This window comes from Variovorax sp. YR566 (assembly GCF_051992195.1).
In the GTDB taxonomy this organism is placed as follows: domain Bacteria; phylum Pseudomonadota; class Gammaproteobacteria; order Burkholderiales; family Burkholderiaceae_C; genus Variovorax.
Genome location: NZ_CP197092.1, coordinates 2,445,688 through 2,466,497, shown reverse-complemented (window position 1 = coordinate 2,466,497; position 20,810 = coordinate 2,445,688). Strand labels below are relative to the sequence as shown.

Here is a 20,810-nt window from a genome sequence, read left to right as displayed (position 1 = left end):
AGTCAGTCCAGCGTGGGCTCGGCCCGCGTTGGCTCTTCGTCCAGCGGCTCGCCTGCCGCCGTCACCGGCTCCGCCGCCTGTGCAATCGCCAGCACAGCGGCCGCGGTGCGCTCGGCAGCCCCGCGGTTCGATGAAGAGAACGCCAGCGCGGCCTGCGCCATCGTGGCGCGGCGCTCTGGGTTCTCGACCAGCTTCAGCGCGGCCGTCACGGCCTGCTCCATGCCCTCGACCCGCAGCGACGCACCGGCTGCCAGCGACAACTGCGCCGCCTCGGCGAAGTTGAAGGTCGACGGGCCCATGATCACCGGGCAACCGCAGGCCGCCGGCTCGATCAGGTTCTGGCCGCCCAGCGGCTCGAAGCTGCCGCCCAGCAGCGCCACGTCGGCAAGGCCGTAGTACAGCGCCATTTCGCCCAGCGAATCGCCGAGCCAGATCTCTGCGTCGGAGGGCTGGCCCGCCGCGCTGCGGCGCGCGACGGCAAAGCCCTCGGCCTCGATCAGCGCTGCCACTTCGTCGAAGCGCTGCGGATGGCGCGGCACGATCATCCATTGCACGTCGTGCACGCGCTTGGCGATCGAGCGGATCGCGCCCTGCTCGGGCGGCACGGGCGAGGTTGCGCCGAAGCGCTTGAGCACCTCGAGCAACAGTCGCTCTTCGCCGTCGCGCGAGCTTGCGAGCACGACCATCGGCTTGGGCAGGCGCTCGCGCAGCGACACCGCCGCGTTCAGCTGGCGCGCATCGGGCGTGGCGTCGAACTTGAGGTTGCCGTAGATGCCGGCCACCTTGGCGCCGAGCGACACCAGGCGGTGCGCATCGGCCTCGGTCTGCGCCCACACGGCCGTCAGGGCCGAGTACGCGGGCCGCGCCAGCCATGCAAGCCGTTCGGCCGAGGCCAGCGATTTCTCGTTGAGCCGCGCGTTGGCCAGCACCAGCGGAATATGGCGCTCGGCGCAGGCAGCGGCCATCTCGGGCCAGACCTCGGTTTCCATCAGCACGCCGATGCGGGGCTGGAACTTGTCAAGAAAACGCGCCACCGCACCCGGCGTGTCCCACGGCTGCCAGACCTGCGTGTCGCCGGGTTCGAGCAGCTTGGCGCCTTCTTCGCGGCCGGTGGCTGTGCCGTGCGTGAGCAGGATCGGAATGCCCGGGTACTGCCGCCGCAGCTCGGCAATCAGGATGGCGGCCGCGCGCGTCTCGCCGAGCGAAACCGCATGCACCCAGCACTGGGCCTGGCCGGTGGTGGCTTCGTCGTAGTGGCCGAAGCGCTCTTCCACAGCCACGCCATAGCCCGGCTCGGCCTCGGCGCGGCGCCGCAGCTTGCGACGCACGAGCGGTTGCACGACGGTGGTGAAGACGCCGTAGAGGCGAAGCAGCAGGGAACGCACGGGCTCAGTTCAATGAGAGGCTTCAGCCAGTTTGGCGTCAGGCTTGACGGTTCTCAACAAAGCCAGCATCTCGGCTTCGATGCGCTTCAATGCGACATCGGTCTGGCCTTCGAAGCGCAGCACCAGCACGGGGGTGGTGTTCGAGGCGCGGATCAGGCCGAAGCCATCGGGCCAGTCGACGCGCAAGCCGTCGATGGTCGAAACCTTGGCGGGGGCCGCGAAGCTCGCGCCCTTCACGAGCTTGTCGACCACCACATGCGGCTCGCCTTCGGCGCAGGCGACGTTGAGTTCGGGCGTCGAGAAGCTGGTGGGCAGCGCGTTGAGCACGTCGCTCGCGTTCGGGCTCTTGCTCAGGATCTCGAGCAGCCGGCAGCCCGCATAGGTGCCGTCGTCGAAGCCGAACCAGCGCTCCTTGAAGAAGATGTGGCCGCTCATCTCGCCGCCCAGCGGCGAATCGATTTCCTTCATCTTCGCCTTGATGAGCGAATGGCCGGTCTTGAAGATCATCGGCACGCCGCCCGCTGCCTCGATGGCCGGTGCCAGGCGCTGCGAGCACTTCACGTCGTAGATGATGGTGCCGCCGGGCACGCGCGACAGCACGTCCTGTGCAAAGAGTTGCATCTGGCGGTCGGGGAAGATGTTCTGGCCGTCCTTGGTGACGATGCCCAGGCGGTCGCCGTCGCCGTCGAAGGCCAGGCCCAGTTCGGCGTCGCCGGTGGCCAGCGCGGCCATCAGGTCCCTGAGGTTCTCGGGCTTGCTGGGGTCCGGGTGATGGTTGGGGAAGTCGCCGTCGACTTCGCTGAACAGCTCGGTCACTTCGCAGCCGATGGCGCGGAAGATGACAGGGGCCGACGCGCCCGCAATGCCGTTGCCCGAATCGACCACGATCTTCATCGGCCGCGCCAGCTTGATGTCGCCGGCAATGCGCTTGACGTAGGCCTCGGTCACGTCGACCTTGCGCACGCTACCGCCCGGGGCGAGCTGAGCGGTGCCAGCTTCCATGGTCTTGCGCAGGCCCTGGATCTCGTCGCCGTAGATCGCGCGGCCGGCCAGCACCATCTTGAAGCCGTTGTAGTCCTTGGGGTTGTGGCTGCCGGTGACCTGGATGCCGCTCTTGCACAGCGTGTGGGCCGCGAAGTACAGCATCGGGGTGGTGACGGCGCCCACGTCGATCACTTCGACGCCGGTGGCCACCAGGCCCCTGATCAGCGCCTCTGCCAGCGCGGGGCCCGACAAGCGGCCATCGCGACCTACGGCCACCGACTTCTCACCGGCGGCGCGGGCTGCGCTGCCGAAGGCCCTGCCGAGCGCTTCCGCCACCTCCGTATCGAGAGTGACGGGCACGACGCCGCGAATGTCATAGGCCTTGAAGATCGACGCGCTGAGCTGCATGAAAGGCGTTTCCCTGTTGGTTTTGTAAACGGGGCATTGTAGGCAAGGCTCCAGATGCCCACATGTCCGAAAACGGCCAGTTGAAACGAGTCGAAACCGTATCATTTCCCCATGCCTACCAGCCACACCCCCACCGAAGCGCTCGAGAGCGACGCCTGCTACCTGGCGATGAAGACGCATGATGCGCGCTTCGACGGGTCGTTCTTCACCGCCGTGACCTCCACCGGCATCTATTGCCGCCCGGTCTGCCGCGTGAAGCTGCCTCGGCGCGAGAACTGCCGGTTCTTCCGCCACGCGGCACAGGCCGAGGCCGCGGGCTTTCGCCCCTGCCTGCGCTGCCGGCCCGAGCTGGCCCCTCGTGCTTCAGGCGCAGCCAGCTGGTCGACCGAAGACGCCTCGCGCATCCTCGCGCTGCAGGCGGCACGGCTGATCGACGAGCCCGACGCCTGGTCGGAAGACGGCCCGGGCGCAGCGCAGATCGCGGCGCGGCTCGGCGTGAGCGACCGCCACCTGCGGCGCATCTTCGAGGTGCAGTTCGGCGTCTCGCCCCTTCAATATCTGCAGACGCGCCGCCTGCTGGCCGCCAAGCAGCTCATCGCCGACACCCGCCTGCCGATGACGCAGGTGGCGCTGGCCAGCGGCTTCGCCAGCGTGCGGCGCTTCAATGCGGCCTTTCTGGAGCACTACGGCCTGAACCCGAGCGCCCTGCGGCGCGCCGGTGGCGCCACCGTCGAAGGTGGCGAAGGCAAGGCCATCGAGGTGCGGCTGGGCTTTCGCCCGCCCTACGACGCCAACGCGATGCTGGGCTTCTTCGCGCGCCGTGCGCTGCGCGGCGTCGAAGTCGTATCCACGGCGGACGGCAAGGAGCCCGCCAAGGGCAGCACGCCCACCTATGTAAAGCTGACCCGCACGCTGCGCGTCCAGCAAGGCGGACAGGCGCATGCGGGCTGGCTGCAACTGCGCTTCGACCTCGAACGCGAGCAACTGCTGCTGTCGGTCAGCGATTCACTGGCCGCGGTGCTGCCCATCGTCATCAGCCGCGCACGCGCCCTGTTCGACCTCGACGCCGAGCCGATGGCCATCAATGCAGCGCTGCATGCGGCCTTTCCGCACGGCGACGGGCTGCGCGTGCCGGGCACGGTCGACGGCTTCGAGCTGGCGGTGCGCGCGGTGCTGGGCCAGCAGATCACGGTGGCCGCGGCGCGCACGCTGGGCTCGCGGCTGGTCGAGGCCTTCGGCGAGCCACTGGCTACGCCCATCGAGGGGCTGAACCGCCTGTTTCCCACGCCCGCGGCCATTGCCGCCGCGAGCGGCGATGCGCTGGGCCAGCTCGGCATCGTGCGGCAGCGGCAGACGGCCCTGCACGCCATCGCCCGCGAAGTCGCGTCCGGCAAGCTGGCGCTGCATGCGGGAGCCGACGTGCCTTCGACCATCGCGGCGCTGCAGGAGCTGCCCGGCATCGGCGCCTGGACCGCGCAGTACATCGCGATGCGCGCGCTGCGTTGGCCCGATGCATTTCCGGCCGGCGACGTGGCACTGCAGAAGGCGCTGGGCGTGACCACAGCGCGCGCAGCCGGCGAGGCCTCGCAAGCCTGGCGGCCATGGCGCAGCTATGCGGTGCTGCGGGCCTGGCACGCGCCCTCCTCCACTCCTGCGAACGCCACCGAAACGGTGGCTGCGGAACTCCCTCTCATCACTACGGCAGGCCTCGCCGCCTGAAACGTCATGAAATTCAAGAGCAAAGTCATCTACACCTCGCACATCGACACGCCGCTCGGCGGCATCACGATGGCGGCCACAGACCAGGGCCTGGCCGGCGTCTGGTTCGACCAGCAGCGCCACTGGCCCGACACCAGCGGCTGGATCACGAAGGACGACCACCCCGCGCTGGTCGAGGCGGCCGCGCAGCTGCACGACTACTTCGCCGGCAAGCGCGACAACTTCGACATGAAGCTCGACCTGTCGCACGGCACCGCGTTCCAGCAGAGCGTGTGGCAGCAACTGCTGGCCATTCCGGCGGGCGCCACCACGAGCTATGGCGCGCTCAGCGTCAACGTGGGCAACCCGGCCGCCGTGCGCGCCGTTGGCGCGGCCGTGGGGCGCAACCCGATCAGCGTGATCGTGCCCTGCCACCGCGTGCTGGGCGCCGACGGCTCACTGACCGGTTACGCTGGCGGGCTCGAACGCAAGACAGCCCTGCTGGAACTGGAAGGCGCGCTGTAAGAACATCCAACGAAGAAGAGACAGAGAGCGAAAGACGCATGACCACAACGAACAACAACATCGCAGCCGCCAAGCCCCTCGCACCAACCGCCTGGCTCATCGACCTGGTGCTGCTGGGCGCGCTCTGGGGCGCGTCTTTCCTCTTCATGCGCATCGGCGCGGCGGAGTTCGGCGCGCTGCCGACGGCCGCGGTGCGGGTGGCCATTGCCGCGCTGTTCCTGCTGCCCATCGCGCTGCTGCGCGGCCAGGGACCGTCTCTCGCCAAGCACTGGAAGGCCAGCTTCGCGGTCGGCGTCTTCAACTCGGGCATGCCGTTCGCGCTGTTCTGTTTCGCGCTGCTGACCATCAACACCGGCCTGGCCGCCGTGCTCAATGCCACGACACCGATGTTCGGCGCGCTCGTGGCCTGGGCCTGGTTCCGCGAGCGGCCTGCGGGTTCGCGCATCGTCGGGCTGGTGATCGGCTTTGCCGGCGTGGCAATGCTCGCCAGCCGCAGCGCCGGCCTGCATGCGGGCGCCAGCGGCAATGCCGCGCTCTTCGCGGTGCTGGCCTGCCTGGGTGCGTGCCTTTGCTACGGCATCTCGGCCAGCGCCACGCGGGCCCACCTGGGCGGCGTGCCCGCGCTGACCACAGCCACCGGCAGCCAGATCGGCGCCACGCTGTTCCTCGCCCTGCCCGCCTTCTGGCTCTGGCCCGCGCAGATGCCCAGCCTGCGCGCGTGGCTCGCGCTGCTGGCGCTCGGCATCGCCTGCACGGGCGTCGCCTACATCCTGTTCTTCCGGCTGATCGAACGCGCCGGCCCGGCGCGCGCGCTGACGGTGACCTTCCTGGTGCCGGTGTTCGCGCTGTTCTACGGCGCGGTGTTCCTCGGCGAGAACATCACGCAGTGGATGCTGATCTGCGCGGCCGTCATCGTCTGCGGCGTGGCGCTGTCGACGGGCATCGTCAAGCTGGGCTCGCCCCGCAAGGCCTCGGCCTGAGCGCGCTTCGGCGGGGCGCCTACACGGCGCCCGCGACGACGTTCACCGAGAGTGCGAGCACCAGCATGTTGAACGCGAAGGCCAGCACGCTGTGCAGCAACGTGATGCGCCGCATCTCCTTCGACGTCGCCTGCACATCGGACACCTGCGAGGTCATGCCGATCACGTACGAGTAGTAGAGAAAGTCGAAGTAGTCGGGGGCGTCGTCCTTGCCCGGAAAGTCGAGCCCGCCGTCGGGCGTGCCGCTCTTCTGGTCGATGTAGTAGCGGTGCGCGTAATGAAAGGCATAGATCGTGTGCATCATCAGCCACGAGCCCGCCAGCGCCACCAGCCCGAGCGCCACATGCGCCGCGCGCTCCCAGCCGCTCAGCGCCTTCACCTGCTGCAGCAGCATGGCGATGGCCACCACGCTGGCGCCAACCACCACCAGCATCGAGACCAGGATCACCACGTTGGGCTGGTCCAGCGACTGTGCCCGTTCGCGCGTACGCTTCGCATCGAAAGTGTCGGCCAGCCACCACGACAGCACCTGGTAGACCACCACGGCCATGCACCACCCGGCCAGCGCGCGCGCCATGCCGCTCATGGGCACCGGCATCAACGCCGCGGCAGTGGCGCAGCCTGAGACAGCGCCGTAGAAAAGACGTTGGGGACCGGTGGTGGTGGAAAGGTGTTTGCGCATGGCGGCACTGTAGCGCCGCGCCGTCGAGAAAGTCCTACACGCACAGCGGCATTCCGCGCATCCGAAAGTCGCGCGGGCGCGACTACCTTCGTCGGCGTTCAAGGGAGTCATGCCCGGAAACATTCCTTTTTACCCCGGGCCACCAAGGATTTCTTCCATGCCGCTCCGCCACTCTGGTGCGCTGCTGGGCGCCGGGCTCCTGCTCGCCGCCTCGCCCGCCTTCGCCGATCCTTCGCCCGCGCTCGACCGGTTCAGCTTCTCGGTTGGCGCTTTCAACTCCGACCCGAAGCTCAACGCCTCGTTCGGTACGGCATATGGCACGCTGCAAACGGGCGATATCAAGCCGGGCCGCTTCACCATGCCGCGCATCACGGCCGACGTGCTGCTCGGCGACAGCCAGGGCATCTCGTTCGACTACTACCAGTACAAGCGCGACTATTCGGGCGGCATTGCGAACAACACGTCCTTCGGCAGTTTCGGCACGCTGAGCACCTTCGGCAGCGCCAACGTCAACACCAAGCTCGACTTCGCCAGGCTCTCGTACAAGTGGTGGCTCGGTTCGGGCAACACCGTGTTCGGCCTGGGCGCCGGCGCGGCCTACTACCGCGCGACGCTCGGCGTGACCGCCCTCGCTGCGGTGAACGGGCAGGTCGGCACGTTGAGTGAAAGCTCCAGCGGCAGCGCCGTGGCGCCCATGCTCGAATTGGGCGTGCGCCATGCCATCACGCCCGACCTGCGGCTGTTCGCCGACGCCTCGGGCGTATGGAAGAGCAGCGGCCGCTTCCACGGAAACATCTACAACGCCTCCGCCGGCGTGGAGTGGTTTCCGATAAAGAACGTGGGCGTGGTGCTAGCCTACGGCGTGACCAACATCGACCTGACGCGCGAGAACAATAGCTTTGTCGATTCTTCGCGTTTGAAGGTCCGTCTGCAGGGGCCTTCGGCTTTCCTCAAGGCGCGCTTCTAGGGCCGTCTCTGCCCTTCTCCGTCCGACAGCAACGCTGCGCGCACTTCCTTCTTCAGCACCTTGCCCACCTTGGAGCGCGGCAGGTCGAGCCACACCTCGATCTGCTTGGGTGCCTTCACGCTGCCGATGCGCGACTTGACGAAGGCCTTGATCTCCTCCACGTCCAGTTGCCGCCCGGCATGCGGTTGCAGCACTGCCACCACGCGCTCGCCCCACTTCTCGTCGGGCAGGCCGACGACGGCGCTGTCCTGCACGTCGGGGTGCTGCATCAGCACCTGCTCGACCTCGGCAGAGTAGACGTTGAAGCCGCCCGAAATGATCATGTCCTTGGCGCGGTCCACGATGTAGAGAAAGCCGTCGGCGTCGAGGTAGCCGATGTCGCCGGTGTGGTGCCAGCCGTGGCGCGAGGCCTCTTCGGTGGCGCGCGCGTCCTTGTAGTAGCCGAGCATCACGAGCGAGCCGCGCACCACGATCTCGCCGCTCTCGCCCGTGGGCAGCAGCGCGCCGTCGCCGTTCATCACGCCCACCTGCACGAGCGGCCCGGGCCGGCCGGCCGATGACAGGCGTTGGTGTGCGATGGCGCCGTCATTGTTGAAGTGGTCGCGCGGCGACATCATCGAGATCATCATCGGCGCCTCTGTCTGGCCGAAGAGCTGGGCCATGACGGGGCCGATCTTCTGCAGCGCCTCTTCGAGCCGCGCGGCCGACATGGGCGCCGCGCCGTACCAGAAGCATTGCAGCGAATCGAGCTTCGCATCTGTCAGCTGCGAGTGCTGCAGCAGCATGTAGATCAGCGTGGGTGGCAGGAAGGTGTGGGTGACGCCGTGTTCTTCGATGAGGCCGAGGAACTCGCCCAAGTCGGGCTTGGGCATGATCACGACCTGCCCGCCGAGCGCCATCACAGGCAGGCACAGCACGCCGGCCGCGTGCGTGAGCGGCGCAAGCGCAAGGTAGACGGGCCGGCCCTCGAAGGGGTAGCCCATCAGCGTCAGCGCCGACATCGCCTCGAGGTTGCGCCCCGACAGCATCACGCCCTTGGGCTGGCCGGTGGTGCCGCCGGTGCCGGCGATCATCGCAACGTCGTCGACCACCGGCACATCGATGGGCGCATCGCCGGCATCCCCCAGCCATTGGTCGAGCGATGGCGCGAAGGGCTGCGCCTTGTCGAGGCAGACCAGCGTCGTCACCTTGGGCAGGTCGGCCCGCATCTGCTCGACCAGCGGTGCGTAGTCGCTGTGGAAGATCAGGCAGCTGCAGTCGAAGGCGTCGAGCACATAGCGGTTCTCGGCAGCCTCGTTGCGCGGGTTGATCGGACACCACACGGCCGCGGCGCGCGACAGCCCGAAGACGCATGCAAAGGCGACCGGGTCGTTACCCGACAGCACCGCCACCTTGCTGCCCGAGGCGATGCCGCTGCGCTGCAGCGCCCGCGCCACGCGGTAGCTGAAGCGCTGCACGTCGCCGTACGACAGCAGCACGGCCCCCATGCGCAGGCAGGGCGCCGCGGCTCCCAGCGAAGCGCCCTTGTCCAGGTAGTCGATCAGGCGCATGGGAGTCAGCCCAGCCGGGTGAGCACGGGCTCCTGCACCAGTCCGAAGCTGCGCAGCGCGCCCAGCAACTCGCGATGCCCGAAGGCCTGGCAACCCGAGGCGAAGCCGGCGCGCCGCGGTGCCTGCTGCAGCAGCGAGGCCGCCGCATAGGCCTGCAACAAGCCGGTCTGCTTGTAGTTGCAATTCCCGAAGATCACGCAGTGCATGCGGCCCAGCGGACCGGAGGCATGCACCGAATCGACGGACTTGTTGATGCGCGGGTTCTCGCGCGGGGGCATGGTGTTCATCACGCCTGCCGCCGTCTGGGCCAGTGCGGCGTAGCGATCCTCGTCGTTCATGCCTTCCGTGGCCTTGAGCGCGGCGGCCACGATGTGCGGCACGCCCTGCATCAGCGCCTTGTTGAAGACCCCGCCGAGCACCTTCACATTGGCCACGCGCGGATCGCGCTTGAACCATACCGGGTGCGAGGTGCCGCCCCAGGGCAGCGCCAGCGCCGCCTCATGCTGGCCGGGAATCGACAGGTGGTACAGGCCCGCGTCGGGTTGCCACTCCACGTACTCGTTCTGCTCCAGGTAGTAGGCCTTGGACGTGGCTGCGTTGACCAGGATGGTCTGAGTGGACGCGATGGTCGGGCTGCCGCCCCAGAACACGGCAATGTCCAGCGTGTCGAGCCCGGGCGTCTCCAGGCACAGCTGCGCCGCGATCTCGCCGGTGGTGTACATCTGCGCCAGGCCGGGCGAGAGCAGCAGCCCCGCGGCGGCGAACTTGGCGCCGTACTTCTGTTCGAGCGTGATGAGCCAGTCCTGCTCGCCGGTGGTGTCGGTGTAGTGGCATCCGGCGGCCAGGCAGGCCTCGACCACCTCGGGGCCGAACTTGGCGAAAGGCCCCACCGTGTTGAGCACCACCGAGGCACCGGTGAAGAGCTCGGTGAGCGCCGCCACCGAATGCTTCACCTCCACTACCTCGTAGCTCGCGGTCTCGATGCCGGGCACGTTGGACTTCATCGCCGCTTCCAGCTTCTGCGCGCTGCGGCCCGCGGCAACGAAGGGGATGTTGTACTCGCGCAGGTATTCGCACACCAGTCGGCCGGTGTAGCCTGAGGCGCCGTAGACGACGACGGGCTTCTTCTTGCTGCTGCTCATGTTGTGTTTCCTTTTTGTGCGCTCACATGCCCATGCCGCCGTCCACCGCGATGCCGGCGCCGGTGATGAACCGGGCTGCGTCGGAGCAGAGGAAGACCACCACGTCGGCCATGTCGCCGACTTCGCCGAGACGGCCCAATGGCGTCTGGCCGATCACGTCGCCCACTGCCGCCTCGACACTGGGCGCGAGCCCCGCAGCGACGATGTCGCTGGCGAGCTTCATGCCCATGTCGGTGGGCACCAGTCCCGGGTAGATGCAGTTCACGCGAACGCCGTAGCCCAGCTTGCCGGACTCCATGGCCGCGACACGCGTGGCGCGATCGACTGCGGACTTGGTCGCCGAGTAGCCCGCAATGGCCGGGAAAGCGATGGTCGCCGCGACCGATGCGATGTTGACCACCGCCCCGCCGCCACCCGCGCCGCCACCGGGACGCATCGCACGGAACGCGTGCTTCATTCCGAGCAGCGTGCCGGCCACGTTCACGTCGAGCATGCGGCGCAGGTCGTCGCCGTCGACGTCGATCACCAGCGAGGTGATCTCGATGCCGGCGTTGTTGACGAGGATGTCGAAGCCGCCGAGCTCCTTGACGGTGGTCTCGGTGGCCGAGGCCCAGTCGCCGTCTTTCGTGACGTCGAGCGGCACGAAGCCCACCTTCGCTCCAGATGCAGACAACCTGGAAGCGGTTTCGCGCCCCAGGTCGGCGAGCACGTCGCCAATCATCACGGAGGCGCCGGCCGCCGCCAGCGCTTCGGCAATGCCCGCGCCGATGCCACGCGCACCGCCCGTCACCAGGGCCTTGCGCCCTTTCAAGTCGAACTTGGCCATCACTTGTCTCCTGTAGATGTGTTGTGAGATGGAGCGGTCATCGTAGAAATCGACTTTACGGGTGTCAAGTTTTTCTTTGACGATTGTCAAAACTTCGTAAAATGACATGCGTGGCGCGCCGGATGCGGGTTCTTCCGCTTGCGTGCTATGGTTTGGAATCACGAAGAACACAGGGGCCGGCATGCGTGCGGTCCGGCTTTCAATGACGACACATCAACGGCTGAAGAAACACGCTGAACGAGTGCCCAAGACGCGGGTCGACAAATTCTCGGAACGGCGCGCCGAACTGGGCGAAGCCGCGCTGACAACGCTGGCAGCACTGGGCTATGCACGCACCAGCCTGCGCGAGATCGCCCAGAACTCGGAGTTCTCGCACGGCGTTCTGCACTACTACTTCAGCGACAAGGTCGACCTGATCATCTGCAGCGTCAAGCAGTACAAGGCGCGCTGCGTCACGCGCTACGACCACGCGGTGGAAAGCGCCACCACCTACGACGAGCTGATGGAGGGCTTCCTGCAGAGCCTTGGAGACACGCTGCGCGACGAAGGCCACGTGCATCGCCTCTGGTACGACCTGCGTTCGCAGGCGCTGTTCGAAGAAGCCTTCCGCGCCGATGTCGTGCAGATCGACAAGAGCCTCGAAGACATGATCTGGCGCATCATGAGCCGCTTTGCCGAGCTCTCGGGCGAAGCGCCCGGCATGCCGCCCTCGGCCACCTATGCGCTGTTCGACGGACTGTTCCAGCAGGCGCTGCTGAAGCACCTGTCGGGCGATGCGAAGGCCATCGACAACATGCAGGCCGATGTGCGCCAGGCCATCTCGCACCTGTTCGCGGCCCCTGCCAAAGCCGCAGCGCCGGCCCGCAAGCGCCGCGCCTGAAACGAAGGGCCGGGCGTCAGGGCCTTGGCCCTTTCGCCGGCGCGACGGCACGCGCGCCCGCCCACTGCCCGCTCTCGCACAGATCGCGCACCACGTCGCCGATCAGCGTGCACACGGCGCGCTTCGCGTTCGTGGTCGGCAGATGCACCGACACGCACAGCCCGAGCGTGCGAAACATCGATGGCGAGTCGATGCGATGCGCGACAAGCCGGCCTTCCTGCACTTCGCGCTGCGCGAGCCCGAACGGCATGATGGTCGGCCCGAGCCCCGCCTCCACGGCCGCCTTCAGCGTGTAGACCGAATTGATCTCCGCGGCCACCTGCGCCGTGGAATGCCCCTCGCGCTCCAGCACCGCATCGACCAGCCAACGCGTGCAGTGGCCGTGCGCATTGGCGGGCCACACCAGCGGCCGCGCAGTAGCCTGCGCAATGCTCACGTCGCCGGGCGGCAGCGCATGCGGGCTCTGCGGCGATTCGAGGAACACGAAGTCTTCCTCCACCAGCGGGACGAACCGGATGTCTTCCGCCGGCATGGCAGGCGAGAACACCGCCACGTCGACCCGGCCGCGCAGCAGCTGGTCGGCCATGTTGCCGGTGAGTTCCTCGTTCAGATGCAGCACCACGTCGGGATAGCGCCGGGCCGCTGCGCGCATCAGCGGTAGCGCGATCATGGGCGACACGCTTTGCGGCAGCGCCGCCACCACCGAGCCCGCCACCGAATCGGCCGCGACATGCACGGCGGCCTTGGCGTCGCTCACCTGCTTGGTGATGCCCTGCGCGTACTCGTAGAAGACCTTGCCTGCCTCGGTCATCGCCACGCCGTTGCGGCTGCGAAGCAGCAGCTGGGTGCCGAGCTCGGCTTCGAGCTCGGCCATCTGCTTGCTCAATGCCGACTGTGCAATGAAGAGTTGCTGCGCGGCGCGCGACAGGCTGCCGCAATCCACGATGGCAACGAAGTACTTGAACTGACGCAGCTCCATCGAAGGGCCTCCGGCCGCGCGCTGCGGGGTGCAGGCGAGGCCGGGGATTCTAGGCCGCACATCTCCGCTCGGGCACTCAGGCTCCGGCCGGAGCAACGACCTTTCCCGGGTTGAAGATGTTGTACGGGTCCAGCGCCTGCTTCACGGCACGCATCAGCGCCACCGTGTGCTCTCCGTGCTCCTCGACCAGGTACTTCATCTTGTGCATCCCCACGCCATGCTCGCCGGTCGAAGTGCCGCCATGGCGCAGCGCGCGCTGCACAAGCCGGTGGCTGAAGGCCTCGGCGGCTTCGTTCTCCGCCGCGCTGTTCGGGTCCACCAGCACCAGGCAATGGAAGTTGCCGTCGCCGACGTGGCCGAACACCGGCACCAGCAGGCCGTGTTCGGCGATGTCGGCCTGCGTCTCCTCGATGCACTGCGCGAGCGCGGACAGCGGCACGCACGCGTCGGTGGTCAGGCTACGGCTGCCCGCCTTCAGCTGCAGGCAGGCGAAGTAGGCGTGATGGCGCGGCGTCCACAGGCGCGAGCGCTCCTCTGGCCGGTTGGCCCATTGAAAGGCGCCACCGCCGTGGTTGCCCGCAATCTCCCGCACGATGCCGGCCTGCTCGTCGATCTGCGCCTGGCTCGCGCCGAACTCCAGGAACAGCGTCGGGTTCTCGCCCAGGCTGGTGTGGCTGTGCGCGTTCACGGCGCGGATGGTCAATGCATCCAGCATCTCGGCGCGCGCCAGGGGAACGCCCATCTGGATCGACTCGATCACGCAGTCGACCGCCGCGCGCACCGACGGAAAGTGCACCACCGCTGCCGCGTAGGCCTCGGGGTGCGGATGCAACCGCACGGTGGCCTCGGTGATCAGCCCCAGCGTGCCTTCGGAGCCGCAGTACAGCTGCGTGAGGTTGTAGCCCGCCGAGCTCTTGCGTGCCCGCGAAGCGGTGTGCGTGATGTCTCCGTTGGCCGTGACCACCGTCAGGCTCACGAGGTTGTCGCGCATGGTGCCGTAGCGAACGGTGTTGGTGCCCGATGCGGCCGTGGCGATCATGCCGCCGATGGACGCATTGGCACCGGGGTCGACCGAGAAGAAAAAGCCGGTGCCCATCAACTCCGCGTTCAGCTGCCCGCGCGTCACGCCGGCCTCGACCGTGGCCGTGAGGTCACCGGGGCGAATTGCCAGCACCTTGTTCATCTGCGAGAAGTCGATGCACACGCCACCCTCGACGGCCAGCAGGTGCCCTTCCACCGACGAGCCCACGCCGAAGCCGATGACCGGCACGCGCTCGCGTGCGCAGGCCCGCACCACGAACGCCGTCTCTTCGGTGCTGCGCACGAACACCACCGCATCGGGCGGCTGCGGCAGATAGGTCGACTCGTCGGTGCCGTGCTGCAGCAGCACGGCCGGGTTGGTGGAAAAGCGCTCGGCAAACTTGCGCTGCAGCAGCGCAACCAGCTCAGGCGACGGGGAACGCCGCGTGTTCGAACTCACGACCGTGTCCATGGGGTTCCTTCAAGGAGGCAGATAAACGGATCAGCGCTTCGGCTTGACGAACAGCACCAGCACCGCGCCAGTCACCAGCAGCCCTGCAAGCATGTGCAGGCCGGCATCGGTGCTCTGCGTCGCATCCTTGATGAGCCCGATGAGAAATGGCGCGCTGAAGCCCGAGAGGTTGCCGAAGGAGTTGATGAGCGCAATGCCCGCGGCCGCCGCGGCACCGCCGAGAAAGGCCGTTGGCATGCCCCAGAAGACCGGAAAGGTCGACATGATGCCCATCGTGGCCAGCGTGAGGCCGGCCATCGCGAGCGTCGCATTGCCGTGGAAGGCCACGCTCAGCACCAGGCCGATGGCGCCGACGATGGCGGCCAGCGCGCTGTGCCAGCGGTACTCGAGCCGGCGGTCGGCGCTGCGGGCCACGAAGTACATCGCGACCACGCCGAAGGTCCACGGAATGGCGCTGAGCAGGCCGATGTCGAGCGCGCCCTTCACGCCGATCGCCTTGATGATGCTCGGCAGCCAGAACGAGATGCCGTACAGCCCCGAGGTGTACGCAAAGTACACCAGCGCCAGCAGCCACACGCGACCATTGCCCAGCACGCTGAGGATGCGCGGCTCGGCCTTGCCGGCGTCTTCGGCGGCGATGTCACGGGCGATGAGTTCGTGCTCGGCGGGCGTGAGCCACTGCACGTCCTTCACGCGGTCATCGAGGTAGCGCCACACCACCAGCCCCAGCGCCACGGTCGGCAGGCCCTGCAACAGAAACAGCCACTGCCAGCCGGCCCATCCGTTGACACCGCTCATGCCCTGCAGGATCCAGCCCGAGATCGGGCCGCCGAGGATGCCCGCGAACGGAATCGCCGCGAGGAACAGCGACGTGGCCTTGCCGCGCCGCGCGGCCGGATACCAGTAGGTGAGGTACAGGATGATGCCGGGGAAGAAGCCCGCCTCGGCCGCGCCGAGCAGGAAGCGGATCACGTAGAACGACATCGGCGAACTCACGAACATGGTGGCCGCCGAGAGCAGGCCCCAGGTGATCATGATCCGCGCGATCCAGCGGCGCGCCCCCACGCGGTGCAGCACGACGTTGCTCGGCACCTCGAACAGGAAATAGCCGATGAAGAAGATGCCCGCGCCCAGCCCGTAGACCGCGTCGCTGAACTGCAGGTCGCCCTGCATCTGCAGCTTGGCGAAGCCGACGTTCACGCGGTCGAGGTACGCCACGATGTAGCAAACGAATAGCAGCGGGATCAGCCGCCATCCGACCTTGCGGTAGACGGCGTCGGAGGTGCTGTCGAAGCGGCCGCTGTAGGGCGGCGTTGCGATGGTGCTGGTGCTCATGGGTGCGTCGCTTTCGTTCGTTCTGGCCCGGTTGCAGCCAATAGTCTCGTTCGCACCCCGCCGCGCCGGTGCGGGTTTCTACGCAAGATTCATATGGATTGAAGATCCGCGTATCTCCGAACGAGATGCGCACGCCGCCGGTTCGCCGAAGTGTTGTTTCATCAGGGCTAACCCTGCGGTCAAGGCCCTGTTCCTTCGCCCCGATGAATGTAATAATTTAGTTACAACATTACCCATCAACTGGAAGAAGGCCTCCATGAATCACCGCACTCTTCGTCCTTCGCTTCGCACCGTCGCTCGCGGTACAGCGGGGTTGCTTCTGGCAGTTGGCGCCTCGGCGCATGCCTTCGTGATCGGTGTCAGCGAAGGCGTGAGCTACAACGTGTCCGACGCGCAGGTCAGCGCCCGCTTCGAGCCCATCGCCGAAGTGCTGTCCAAGGCGCTCAAGCAGCCAGTGACGGTCAAGGTGCTCAACTCGTACAACGGCGCGCGCGACGCGCTGAAGCAGCAGCAGGTCGACTTCGCCTTCGTGCATCCGTCGCACGTGGCGCTCGCCGCCATCAAGAGCGGGCAGTACAGCGCCTTCGCCTGGACCACCGGCTACACCGACTACAAGGTGTCGTTCCTGTGCAAGGAGCAGCAGCCGATCTCCGACTGGAAAAGCGTGGCGGGCAAGCAGCTGGTCATGCCTGATGCCGACTCGATCACCGCGGTGATCACCCGCGCGATGCTGCGCGAGCAGGGCCTGCAGGGGCCGACGGCGGTCAAGGTCACCAACACGCGCTTCCAGGAGGCCGTGCCCTTCTACGTGCAGAACGGCTTCGCGGCCTATGGCGCAACGGCAGCCTCCAGCGTGGTCAAGACCTGGAAGGACGGCGGGGGCAAGGTATGCGCGGAATCGCGCGCGGTGCCAATCAAGCAATGGCTCGCGTCGCGCAAGCTCGACGCGGCCACGGTGAGCGCGGCGCGCGATGCCCTGCTGAGCCTGGGGCAGACCGACGCAGGCAAGCGCGCGCTCGCGGCATCCAGCTATGTTGGCTTCGTCGCGCCTTCGGCCGACGTCGAGGCCTCGCTGATGAGTTGGCTGGGAATCTGAGGGCCAGGCAGAGGGTAAAGCCGCACGCGCACGCCATCTGCCCGACGCGGGCAGAATCCGGCGCTTGCAGTTTCCTCCCTCTCAAGGACTCCCTCCATGACCGATCTCTCGAGCTTCCCCATCACGAAGAAATGGCCCACGCAGCACCCTGACCGGCTGCAGCTGTACTCGCTGCCCACGCCCAACGGCGTGAAGGTGTCGATCATGCTGGAGGAGACCGGCCTGCCCTACGAGCCGCACCTCGTGAGCTTCGAGACCAGTGACCAGATGTCGCCGGAGTTCTTGTCGCTCAACCCGAACAACAAGATCCCGGCCATCATCGACCCCAACGGCCCGGGCGGCAAACCGCTGGCGCTGTTCGAGTCAGGCGCCATCCTCATGTACCTCGCCGAGAAAACCGGCAAGTTCATTCCGCAGGATGCCGCCGGCCGCTATGAAACCCTGCAGTGGGTGATGTTCCAGATGGGCGGCGTCGGCCCGATGTTCGGCCAGCTCGGCTTCTTCAACAAGTTCGCCGGCAAGGACTACGAAGACAAGCGCCCGCGCGACCGCTATGTGGGCGAATCGAAGCGCCTGCTCGGCGTGCTCGACAAGCACCTGGCAGACCGCGCATGGATCATGGGCGACAGCTACACCATCGCCGACATCGCCACCTTCCCGTGGATCCGCAACCTGATCGGCTTCTACGAGGCTGCGGATCTGGTGGGCTTCAAGGATTTCAAGAACGTGGCGCGCGCGCTCGAAGCCTTCGTGGCGCGCCCCGCCGTGGTGGCGGGGCTGGGCATTCCGAAGCGCGGCTGATCCGGTCAGTTCGCGATTAGTTCGCGGACAGGTCCATCAGCATGCGCGAGAGCAGATAAAGCCGCGGCACCACGCTCTCGACCTCCGCGTATTCCTCCGGCGTGTGGATGCCGCCACCCACGATGCCGAAGCCGTCGAGCACCGGCACGCCGACGCCTGCCACAAGGCTTGCGTCGGCCGCGCCGCCGCTACTCTCGATGGTGAGCTTCTTGCCGATCTCGCCGTAGATGCCTTCGGCCATGCGCACCAGCTTGTCTGATGCTGGCAAACGCGGCATCGGCGGCAGGCCGCGAATCAGGCGCACGCGCACTTCGGTCTCGGGAATGAGCTTGTTCTGCGAGATGCGGATCAGGTCTTTCTCGACACGATCGAACTCTTCAGGCGTGGCCACGCGCACGTCGCCCTTGGCGCTGGCCGTCGCGGGAATCACGTTGGTCGGGCCGTTGGCCGTGAGCACCGTGAAGTTGACCGTGGTCTTCTTCGCCGCATCCGCCGTCTTCGACAGTTGCAGCACCTGGTGCGCCACCTCCATCGCCGCGTTGCGGCCCGCCTCGGGCGCCACGCCCGCGTGAGCGGCCACGCCCTTCACCTCGATGAGTGCGGTGGCCGAGCCCTTGCGCTCGACCACGAGGCCGTCGGCCGGTCGGCCCGGCTCCAGGTTCAGCGCCACGTCATGCTGCTTGGCAATGCGCTCGATGAGCGCGCTGGTGCCGACGGAGCCGACCTCTTCGTTGGTGTCGAGCAGGAAGGTGATCTGCCCATAGTCCTTGAAGCCGATCTGCTTCAGGATCTTCAGCGCATACAGGCCGGCCACCACGCCGCCCTTGTCGTCCATCACGCCGGGGCCGTAGGCGCGGCCGTCCTTGATGTAGAAGGGCTTGGCTGCAGCCGTGCCTTCCTTGAAGACGGTGTCCATGTGCGCGAGGATCAGGATCTTCTTCTTGCCCTGGCCGGTCAGCGTCGCGACCACGTTGGTGCCGGGGTGCGGATCGGCCGGAAAGGTCTCGATGCGCGCGCCGAGCTTGCGCAGTTCGTCCACGGCTATCTCGCGGACCTTTTCCAGGCCAGCGGTGTCGGCCGAGCCCGAGTCGATGTTGACCATGCGCTCCAGCATCTTGACCGCCTCGTCCTTGCTTTGCGTAGCTGCGTCGAGCACGCCCTGATGCGGCTTCTGGGCCGCGGCGTTGCCGGCAAGCAGCATGGCGCACGCGAGCACGGCGCCGTGGCAGGCGGTGCGCGCCCAGCGGCGGGTTGATGTGGATGCCGAAGGAACCGGGAAGAGATGGCGCGAATGAATCGTCATGTTGTGCGTTCTGTGCTTTCTGTGGAGGGACGGGGGAAGCGGCGGCAGGCTATCACCCGCTTCGAGAACGGGTCAAGCACGATGCGGGCCGCGGCACACCGCACCGGCACGCACCTCTAGCCGGGGAAATCCTCGCCGCGCAACTCGATCGGCTGGCCATGCGGCGTGCGGTCGGCCGCGTGGTCCCAGGCGTGGCGGTAGCGGGCCAGTTCGTCGTCGGAGCTGGCGCCCTTGCGGGCCACGAGACCTTCGAGCGCGGCGAGCCAGTGGCGGTAGTAGGTCTCGCCGGTGTCGGGGTCGCCTGCGGCCTGTGCAGCGGCGATCTGCCAGGCCAGCGCCTCGGCCCATTCCGGCCAGGTGAACAGGCCGCGTTCATGCAGCACCAGCGTCATCGCGAAGGCCTGCGCCTCCCATGGTGCATTGAACACGGGCCCATCGGCATCGCGCGGCATGCCGGGCGACAGGGGCATGTCGCTCACGACGTGGCCTCCAGATAGCTTTCCCACGCATCGACCGACACCGACAGGTTCTGGCGCGGCGCTTCGTCGCCCCAAAGCTCGGCTTCATCGAACTCCACCGTGTAGAGCCACTGCGGCTGCTCGCCGAGCCCCTGCGCATGACTGTCGGCGAACACATGTGCGCCATGTACGTGCACAATGGTGCCGCGCTTGCCCTGCACATAGCCCGGTAGCCGCGTGTGATGGTCGACCTTGCCGAGGTGGTGCATGCGCACCGGCTGGCCCATGGCGAAGCGCGCCGGGGCCGATGCCGGCCGCTCGGTCGGCGAGCCCTTGGCGAGAACGGCTGGCACGTTGGCCACCTGCAGCACGCGGGCCATGGGCGTGGGCGCGTGGCGCATTTCTCCGCTCGTGAGCTCGTCGGGAAAGACCTGCCCGCGCTGCAGCATCAGTTGCTCCAGTGCACTGAGCCAGATCTGGTAGTAGCTCAGGTCGCGATAGTCCGGCAGCGTCTCACGCACGGCGCGGCTCGCATCGATGTTCCATGAACCGGTCGCACCCATGGCCAGCACGAGTGCCAGGGCGCGTGGCTCCCAGGCCGCATGAAAGAGTTCGCCCTCGGACTCCGGCACCACCTTGCCGAAACCCGGCTGGCCGCCGAGGTCGGCTTTCGTGACGTAGCTCATGCGGCGCTCCCCTCGTCGGCAGGCACCTCGACCAGCCGCGTGCCGATCATCGAATCGCGCGAGACCAGCGCGGCGAGTTCGTCTTCGCCCAGGCTTTCGGTTCCGGCGGGGCGCTGCGGAATCACGAGGTAGCGCACCTCGGCGGTCGAGTCCCACACGCGGATGCGCGTGGCCTCGGGCAGCGTCGTGCCGAAATCGGCAAGCACGCCGCGCGGGTCTTTCACCACGCGCGAGCGGTACGGCGCGCTCTTGTACCAGGTGGGCGGCAGGCCCAGCACTGGCCACGGGTAGCAGCTGCACAGCGTGCAGACCACCATGTGGTGCAGCTCGTCTGTGTTCTCCACCGCCACCATGTGCTCGCCCTGCCGGCCCGTGTAGCCCAGCGAGGCGATCGCCGCCGTGGCATCGGCCAGCAGCCACTGCCGAAAGGCCGGATCGACCCAGGCCCGCGCCACCACGCGTGCGCCGTTGCGCGGGCCGACGCGGGTCTGGTAGGTGTCGATCAGCACATCGAGTGCGGCGGGGTCGATGTAGCCTTTTTGCGTGAGCACGCTTTCGAGGGCGCGGACGCGCAGGTCCATCTCGCCGAGTTCGCTGTGTCCGTGGGAGTGGTCATGGCCGGTCATCGGCCAA

20 protein-coding genes are annotated in these 20,810 nt (G+C 67.4%); 7 read left to right on the top strand and 13 right to left on the bottom strand.

Features of this window, described 5'->3' with window-relative positions; all coding sequences use genetic code 11:
* Positions 1-2: 2 nt before the first annotated feature.
* Positions 3-1,385 (bottom strand): 3-deoxy-D-manno-octulosonic acid transferase, encoded by a 1,383-nt coding sequence (locus ACTG4X_RS11430; RefSeq protein WP_093058240.1) that lies wholly within the window; start codon positions 1,383-1,385, stop codon positions 3-5.
* Between the two features lie 9 nt (positions 1,386-1,394).
* Positions 1,395-2,777, bottom strand: coding sequence for a phosphomannomutase/phosphoglucomutase (locus ACTG4X_RS11425; RefSeq protein WP_440533838.1), 1,383 nt, complete (start codon positions 2,775-2,777; stop codon positions 1,395-1,397).
* 111 nt (positions 2,778-2,888) lie between these two features.
* On the opposite strand from ACTG4X_RS11425, the gene ACTG4X_RS11420 reads away from it, so the two are divergent.
* From ACTG4X_RS11420 to ACTG4X_RS11410, 3 genes are read left to right on the top strand one after another with little or no spacing between them, the layout of a single operon-like run.
* Positions 2,889-4,496, top strand: a complete 1,608-nt coding sequence (locus tag ACTG4X_RS11420; RefSeq protein WP_097199634.1) for a DNA-3-methyladenine glycosylase 2 family protein — start codon at positions 2,889-2,891, stop codon at positions 4,494-4,496.
* Between the two features lie 6 nt (positions 4,497-4,502).
* The gene (locus ACTG4X_RS11415; RefSeq protein WP_097199635.1) at positions 4,503-5,000 is read left to right on the top strand and encodes a methylated-DNA--[protein]-cysteine S-methyltransferase; all 498 of its coding nucleotides are present in this window, start codon (positions 4,503-4,505) and stop codon (positions 4,998-5,000) included.
* 38 nt (positions 5,001-5,038) lie between these two features.
* Positions 5,039-5,980 (top strand): DMT family transporter, encoded by a 942-nt coding sequence (locus tag ACTG4X_RS11410; protein ID WP_093058236.1) that lies wholly within the window; start codon positions 5,039-5,041, stop codon positions 5,978-5,980.
* A gap of 19 nt (positions 5,981-5,999) precedes the next feature.
* On the opposite strand, the gene ACTG4X_RS11405 is transcribed toward ACTG4X_RS11410, so the two are convergent.
* Positions 6,000-6,662 (bottom strand): DUF1345 domain-containing protein, encoded by a 663-nt coding sequence (locus tag ACTG4X_RS11405; RefSeq protein WP_440533837.1) that lies wholly within the window; start codon positions 6,660-6,662, stop codon positions 6,000-6,002.
* A 157-nt stretch (positions 6,663-6,819) separates the two neighbouring features.
* Between ACTG4X_RS11405 and ACTG4X_RS11400 the strand changes: the two genes are divergently transcribed.
* On the top strand, positions 6,820-7,629 hold the full coding sequence (locus tag ACTG4X_RS11400) for a hypothetical protein (RefSeq protein WP_097199637.1): 810 nt from the start codon (positions 6,820-6,822) through the stop codon (positions 7,627-7,629).
* Here the strand turns inward: ACTG4X_RS11400 and ACTG4X_RS11395 are convergent.
* From ACTG4X_RS11395 to ACTG4X_RS11385, 3 genes are read right to left on the bottom strand one after another with little or no spacing between them, the layout of a single operon-like run.
* Positions 7,626-9,179, bottom strand: coding sequence for an AMP-binding protein (locus ACTG4X_RS11395; RefSeq protein WP_440533836.1), 1,554 nt, complete (start codon positions 9,177-9,179; stop codon positions 7,626-7,628). The two genes, ACTG4X_RS11400 and ACTG4X_RS11395, sit on opposite strands and share 4 nt — an antisense overlap.
* A gap of 5 nt (positions 9,180-9,184) precedes the next feature.
* Positions 9,185-10,321: a DUF5938 domain-containing protein gene (locus ACTG4X_RS11390; RefSeq protein ID WP_093177936.1), complete on the bottom strand. Its 1,137-nt coding sequence runs from the start codon at positions 10,319-10,321 to the stop codon at positions 9,185-9,187.
* 22 nt (positions 10,322-10,343) lie between these two features.
* Positions 10,344-11,147, bottom strand: coding sequence for an SDR family NAD(P)-dependent oxidoreductase (locus tag ACTG4X_RS11385; protein ID WP_435471060.1), 804 nt, complete (start codon positions 11,145-11,147; stop codon positions 10,344-10,346).
* Between the two features lie 241 nt (positions 11,148-11,388).
* On the opposite strand from ACTG4X_RS11385, the gene ACTG4X_RS11380 reads away from it, so the two are divergent.
* Positions 11,389-12,027, top strand: a complete 639-nt coding sequence (locus ACTG4X_RS11380) for a TetR/AcrR family transcriptional regulator (protein ID WP_218840279.1) — start codon at positions 11,389-11,391, stop codon at positions 12,025-12,027.
* A gap of 16 nt (positions 12,028-12,043) precedes the next feature.
* Here ACTG4X_RS11380 and ACTG4X_RS11375 read toward each other — a convergent pair whose 3' ends face one another.
* The 3 genes from ACTG4X_RS11375 to ACTG4X_RS11365 all read right to left on the bottom strand — a co-directional run bounded on the left by ACTG4X_RS11375 (position 12,044) and on the right by ACTG4X_RS11365 (position 15,833).
* Positions 12,044-13,006, bottom strand: a complete 963-nt coding sequence (locus tag ACTG4X_RS11375) for a LysR substrate-binding domain-containing protein (protein WP_093058230.1) — start codon at positions 13,004-13,006, stop codon at positions 12,044-12,046.
* 76 nt (positions 13,007-13,082) lie between these two features.
* Positions 13,083-14,498 carry an FAD-binding oxidoreductase gene (locus ACTG4X_RS11370; protein ID WP_440533835.1) on the bottom strand — a complete coding sequence of 472 codons (1,416 nt, stop codon included), beginning with the start codon at positions 14,496-14,498 and terminating at the stop codon, positions 13,083-13,085.
* 30 nt (positions 14,499-14,528) lie between these two features.
* Positions 14,529-15,833, bottom strand: a complete 1,305-nt coding sequence (locus ACTG4X_RS11365) for an MFS transporter (RefSeq protein ID WP_440533834.1) — start codon at positions 15,831-15,833, stop codon at positions 14,529-14,531.
* A 256-nt stretch (positions 15,834-16,089) separates the two neighbouring features.
* Here ACTG4X_RS11365 and ACTG4X_RS11360 point away from each other — a divergent pair, with 256 nt between their 5' ends.
* On the top strand, positions 16,090-16,929 hold the full coding sequence (locus tag ACTG4X_RS11360; RefSeq protein ID WP_093078866.1) for a phosphate/phosphite/phosphonate ABC transporter substrate-binding protein: 840 nt from the start codon (positions 16,090-16,092) through the stop codon (positions 16,927-16,929).
* Positions 16,930-17,025: 96 nt separating this feature from the next.
* Positions 17,026-17,730 carry a glutathione S-transferase N-terminal domain-containing protein gene (locus ACTG4X_RS11355; protein WP_440533833.1) on the top strand — a complete coding sequence of 235 codons (705 nt, stop codon included), beginning with the start codon at positions 17,026-17,028 and terminating at the stop codon, positions 17,728-17,730.
* A gap of 16 nt (positions 17,731-17,746) precedes the next feature.
* Here the strand turns inward: ACTG4X_RS11355 and ACTG4X_RS11350 are convergent, their stop codons facing one another.
* The 4 genes from ACTG4X_RS11350 to nthA all read right to left on the bottom strand — a co-directional run bounded on the left by ACTG4X_RS11350 (position 17,747) and on the right by nthA (position 20,803).
* The gene (locus tag ACTG4X_RS11350) at positions 17,747-18,931 is read right to left on the bottom strand and encodes a glutamate carboxypeptidase (RefSeq protein ID WP_440534384.1); all 1,185 of its coding nucleotides are present in this window, start codon (positions 18,929-18,931) and stop codon (positions 17,747-17,749) included.
* Between the two features lie 218 nt (positions 18,932-19,149).
* Complete coding sequence (locus tag ACTG4X_RS11345) at positions 19,150-19,503, bottom strand: nitrile hydratase accessory protein (RefSeq protein ID WP_440534383.1); 354 nt, start codon at positions 19,501-19,503, stop codon at positions 19,150-19,152.
* A 5-nt stretch (positions 19,504-19,508) separates the two neighbouring features.
* The gene (gene nthB / locus ACTG4X_RS11340) at positions 19,509-20,177 is read right to left on the bottom strand and encodes a nitrile hydratase subunit beta (RefSeq protein WP_440533832.1); all 669 of its coding nucleotides are present in this window, start codon (positions 20,175-20,177) and stop codon (positions 19,509-19,511) included.
* On the bottom strand, positions 20,174-20,803 hold the full coding sequence (gene nthA / locus ACTG4X_RS11335; RefSeq protein ID WP_097199644.1) for a nitrile hydratase subunit alpha: 630 nt from the start codon (positions 20,801-20,803) through the stop codon (positions 20,174-20,176). The genes nthB and nthA overlap by 4 nt, the downstream gene beginning before the upstream one ends.
* Between the last annotated feature and the right edge of the window lie 7 nt (positions 20,804-20,810).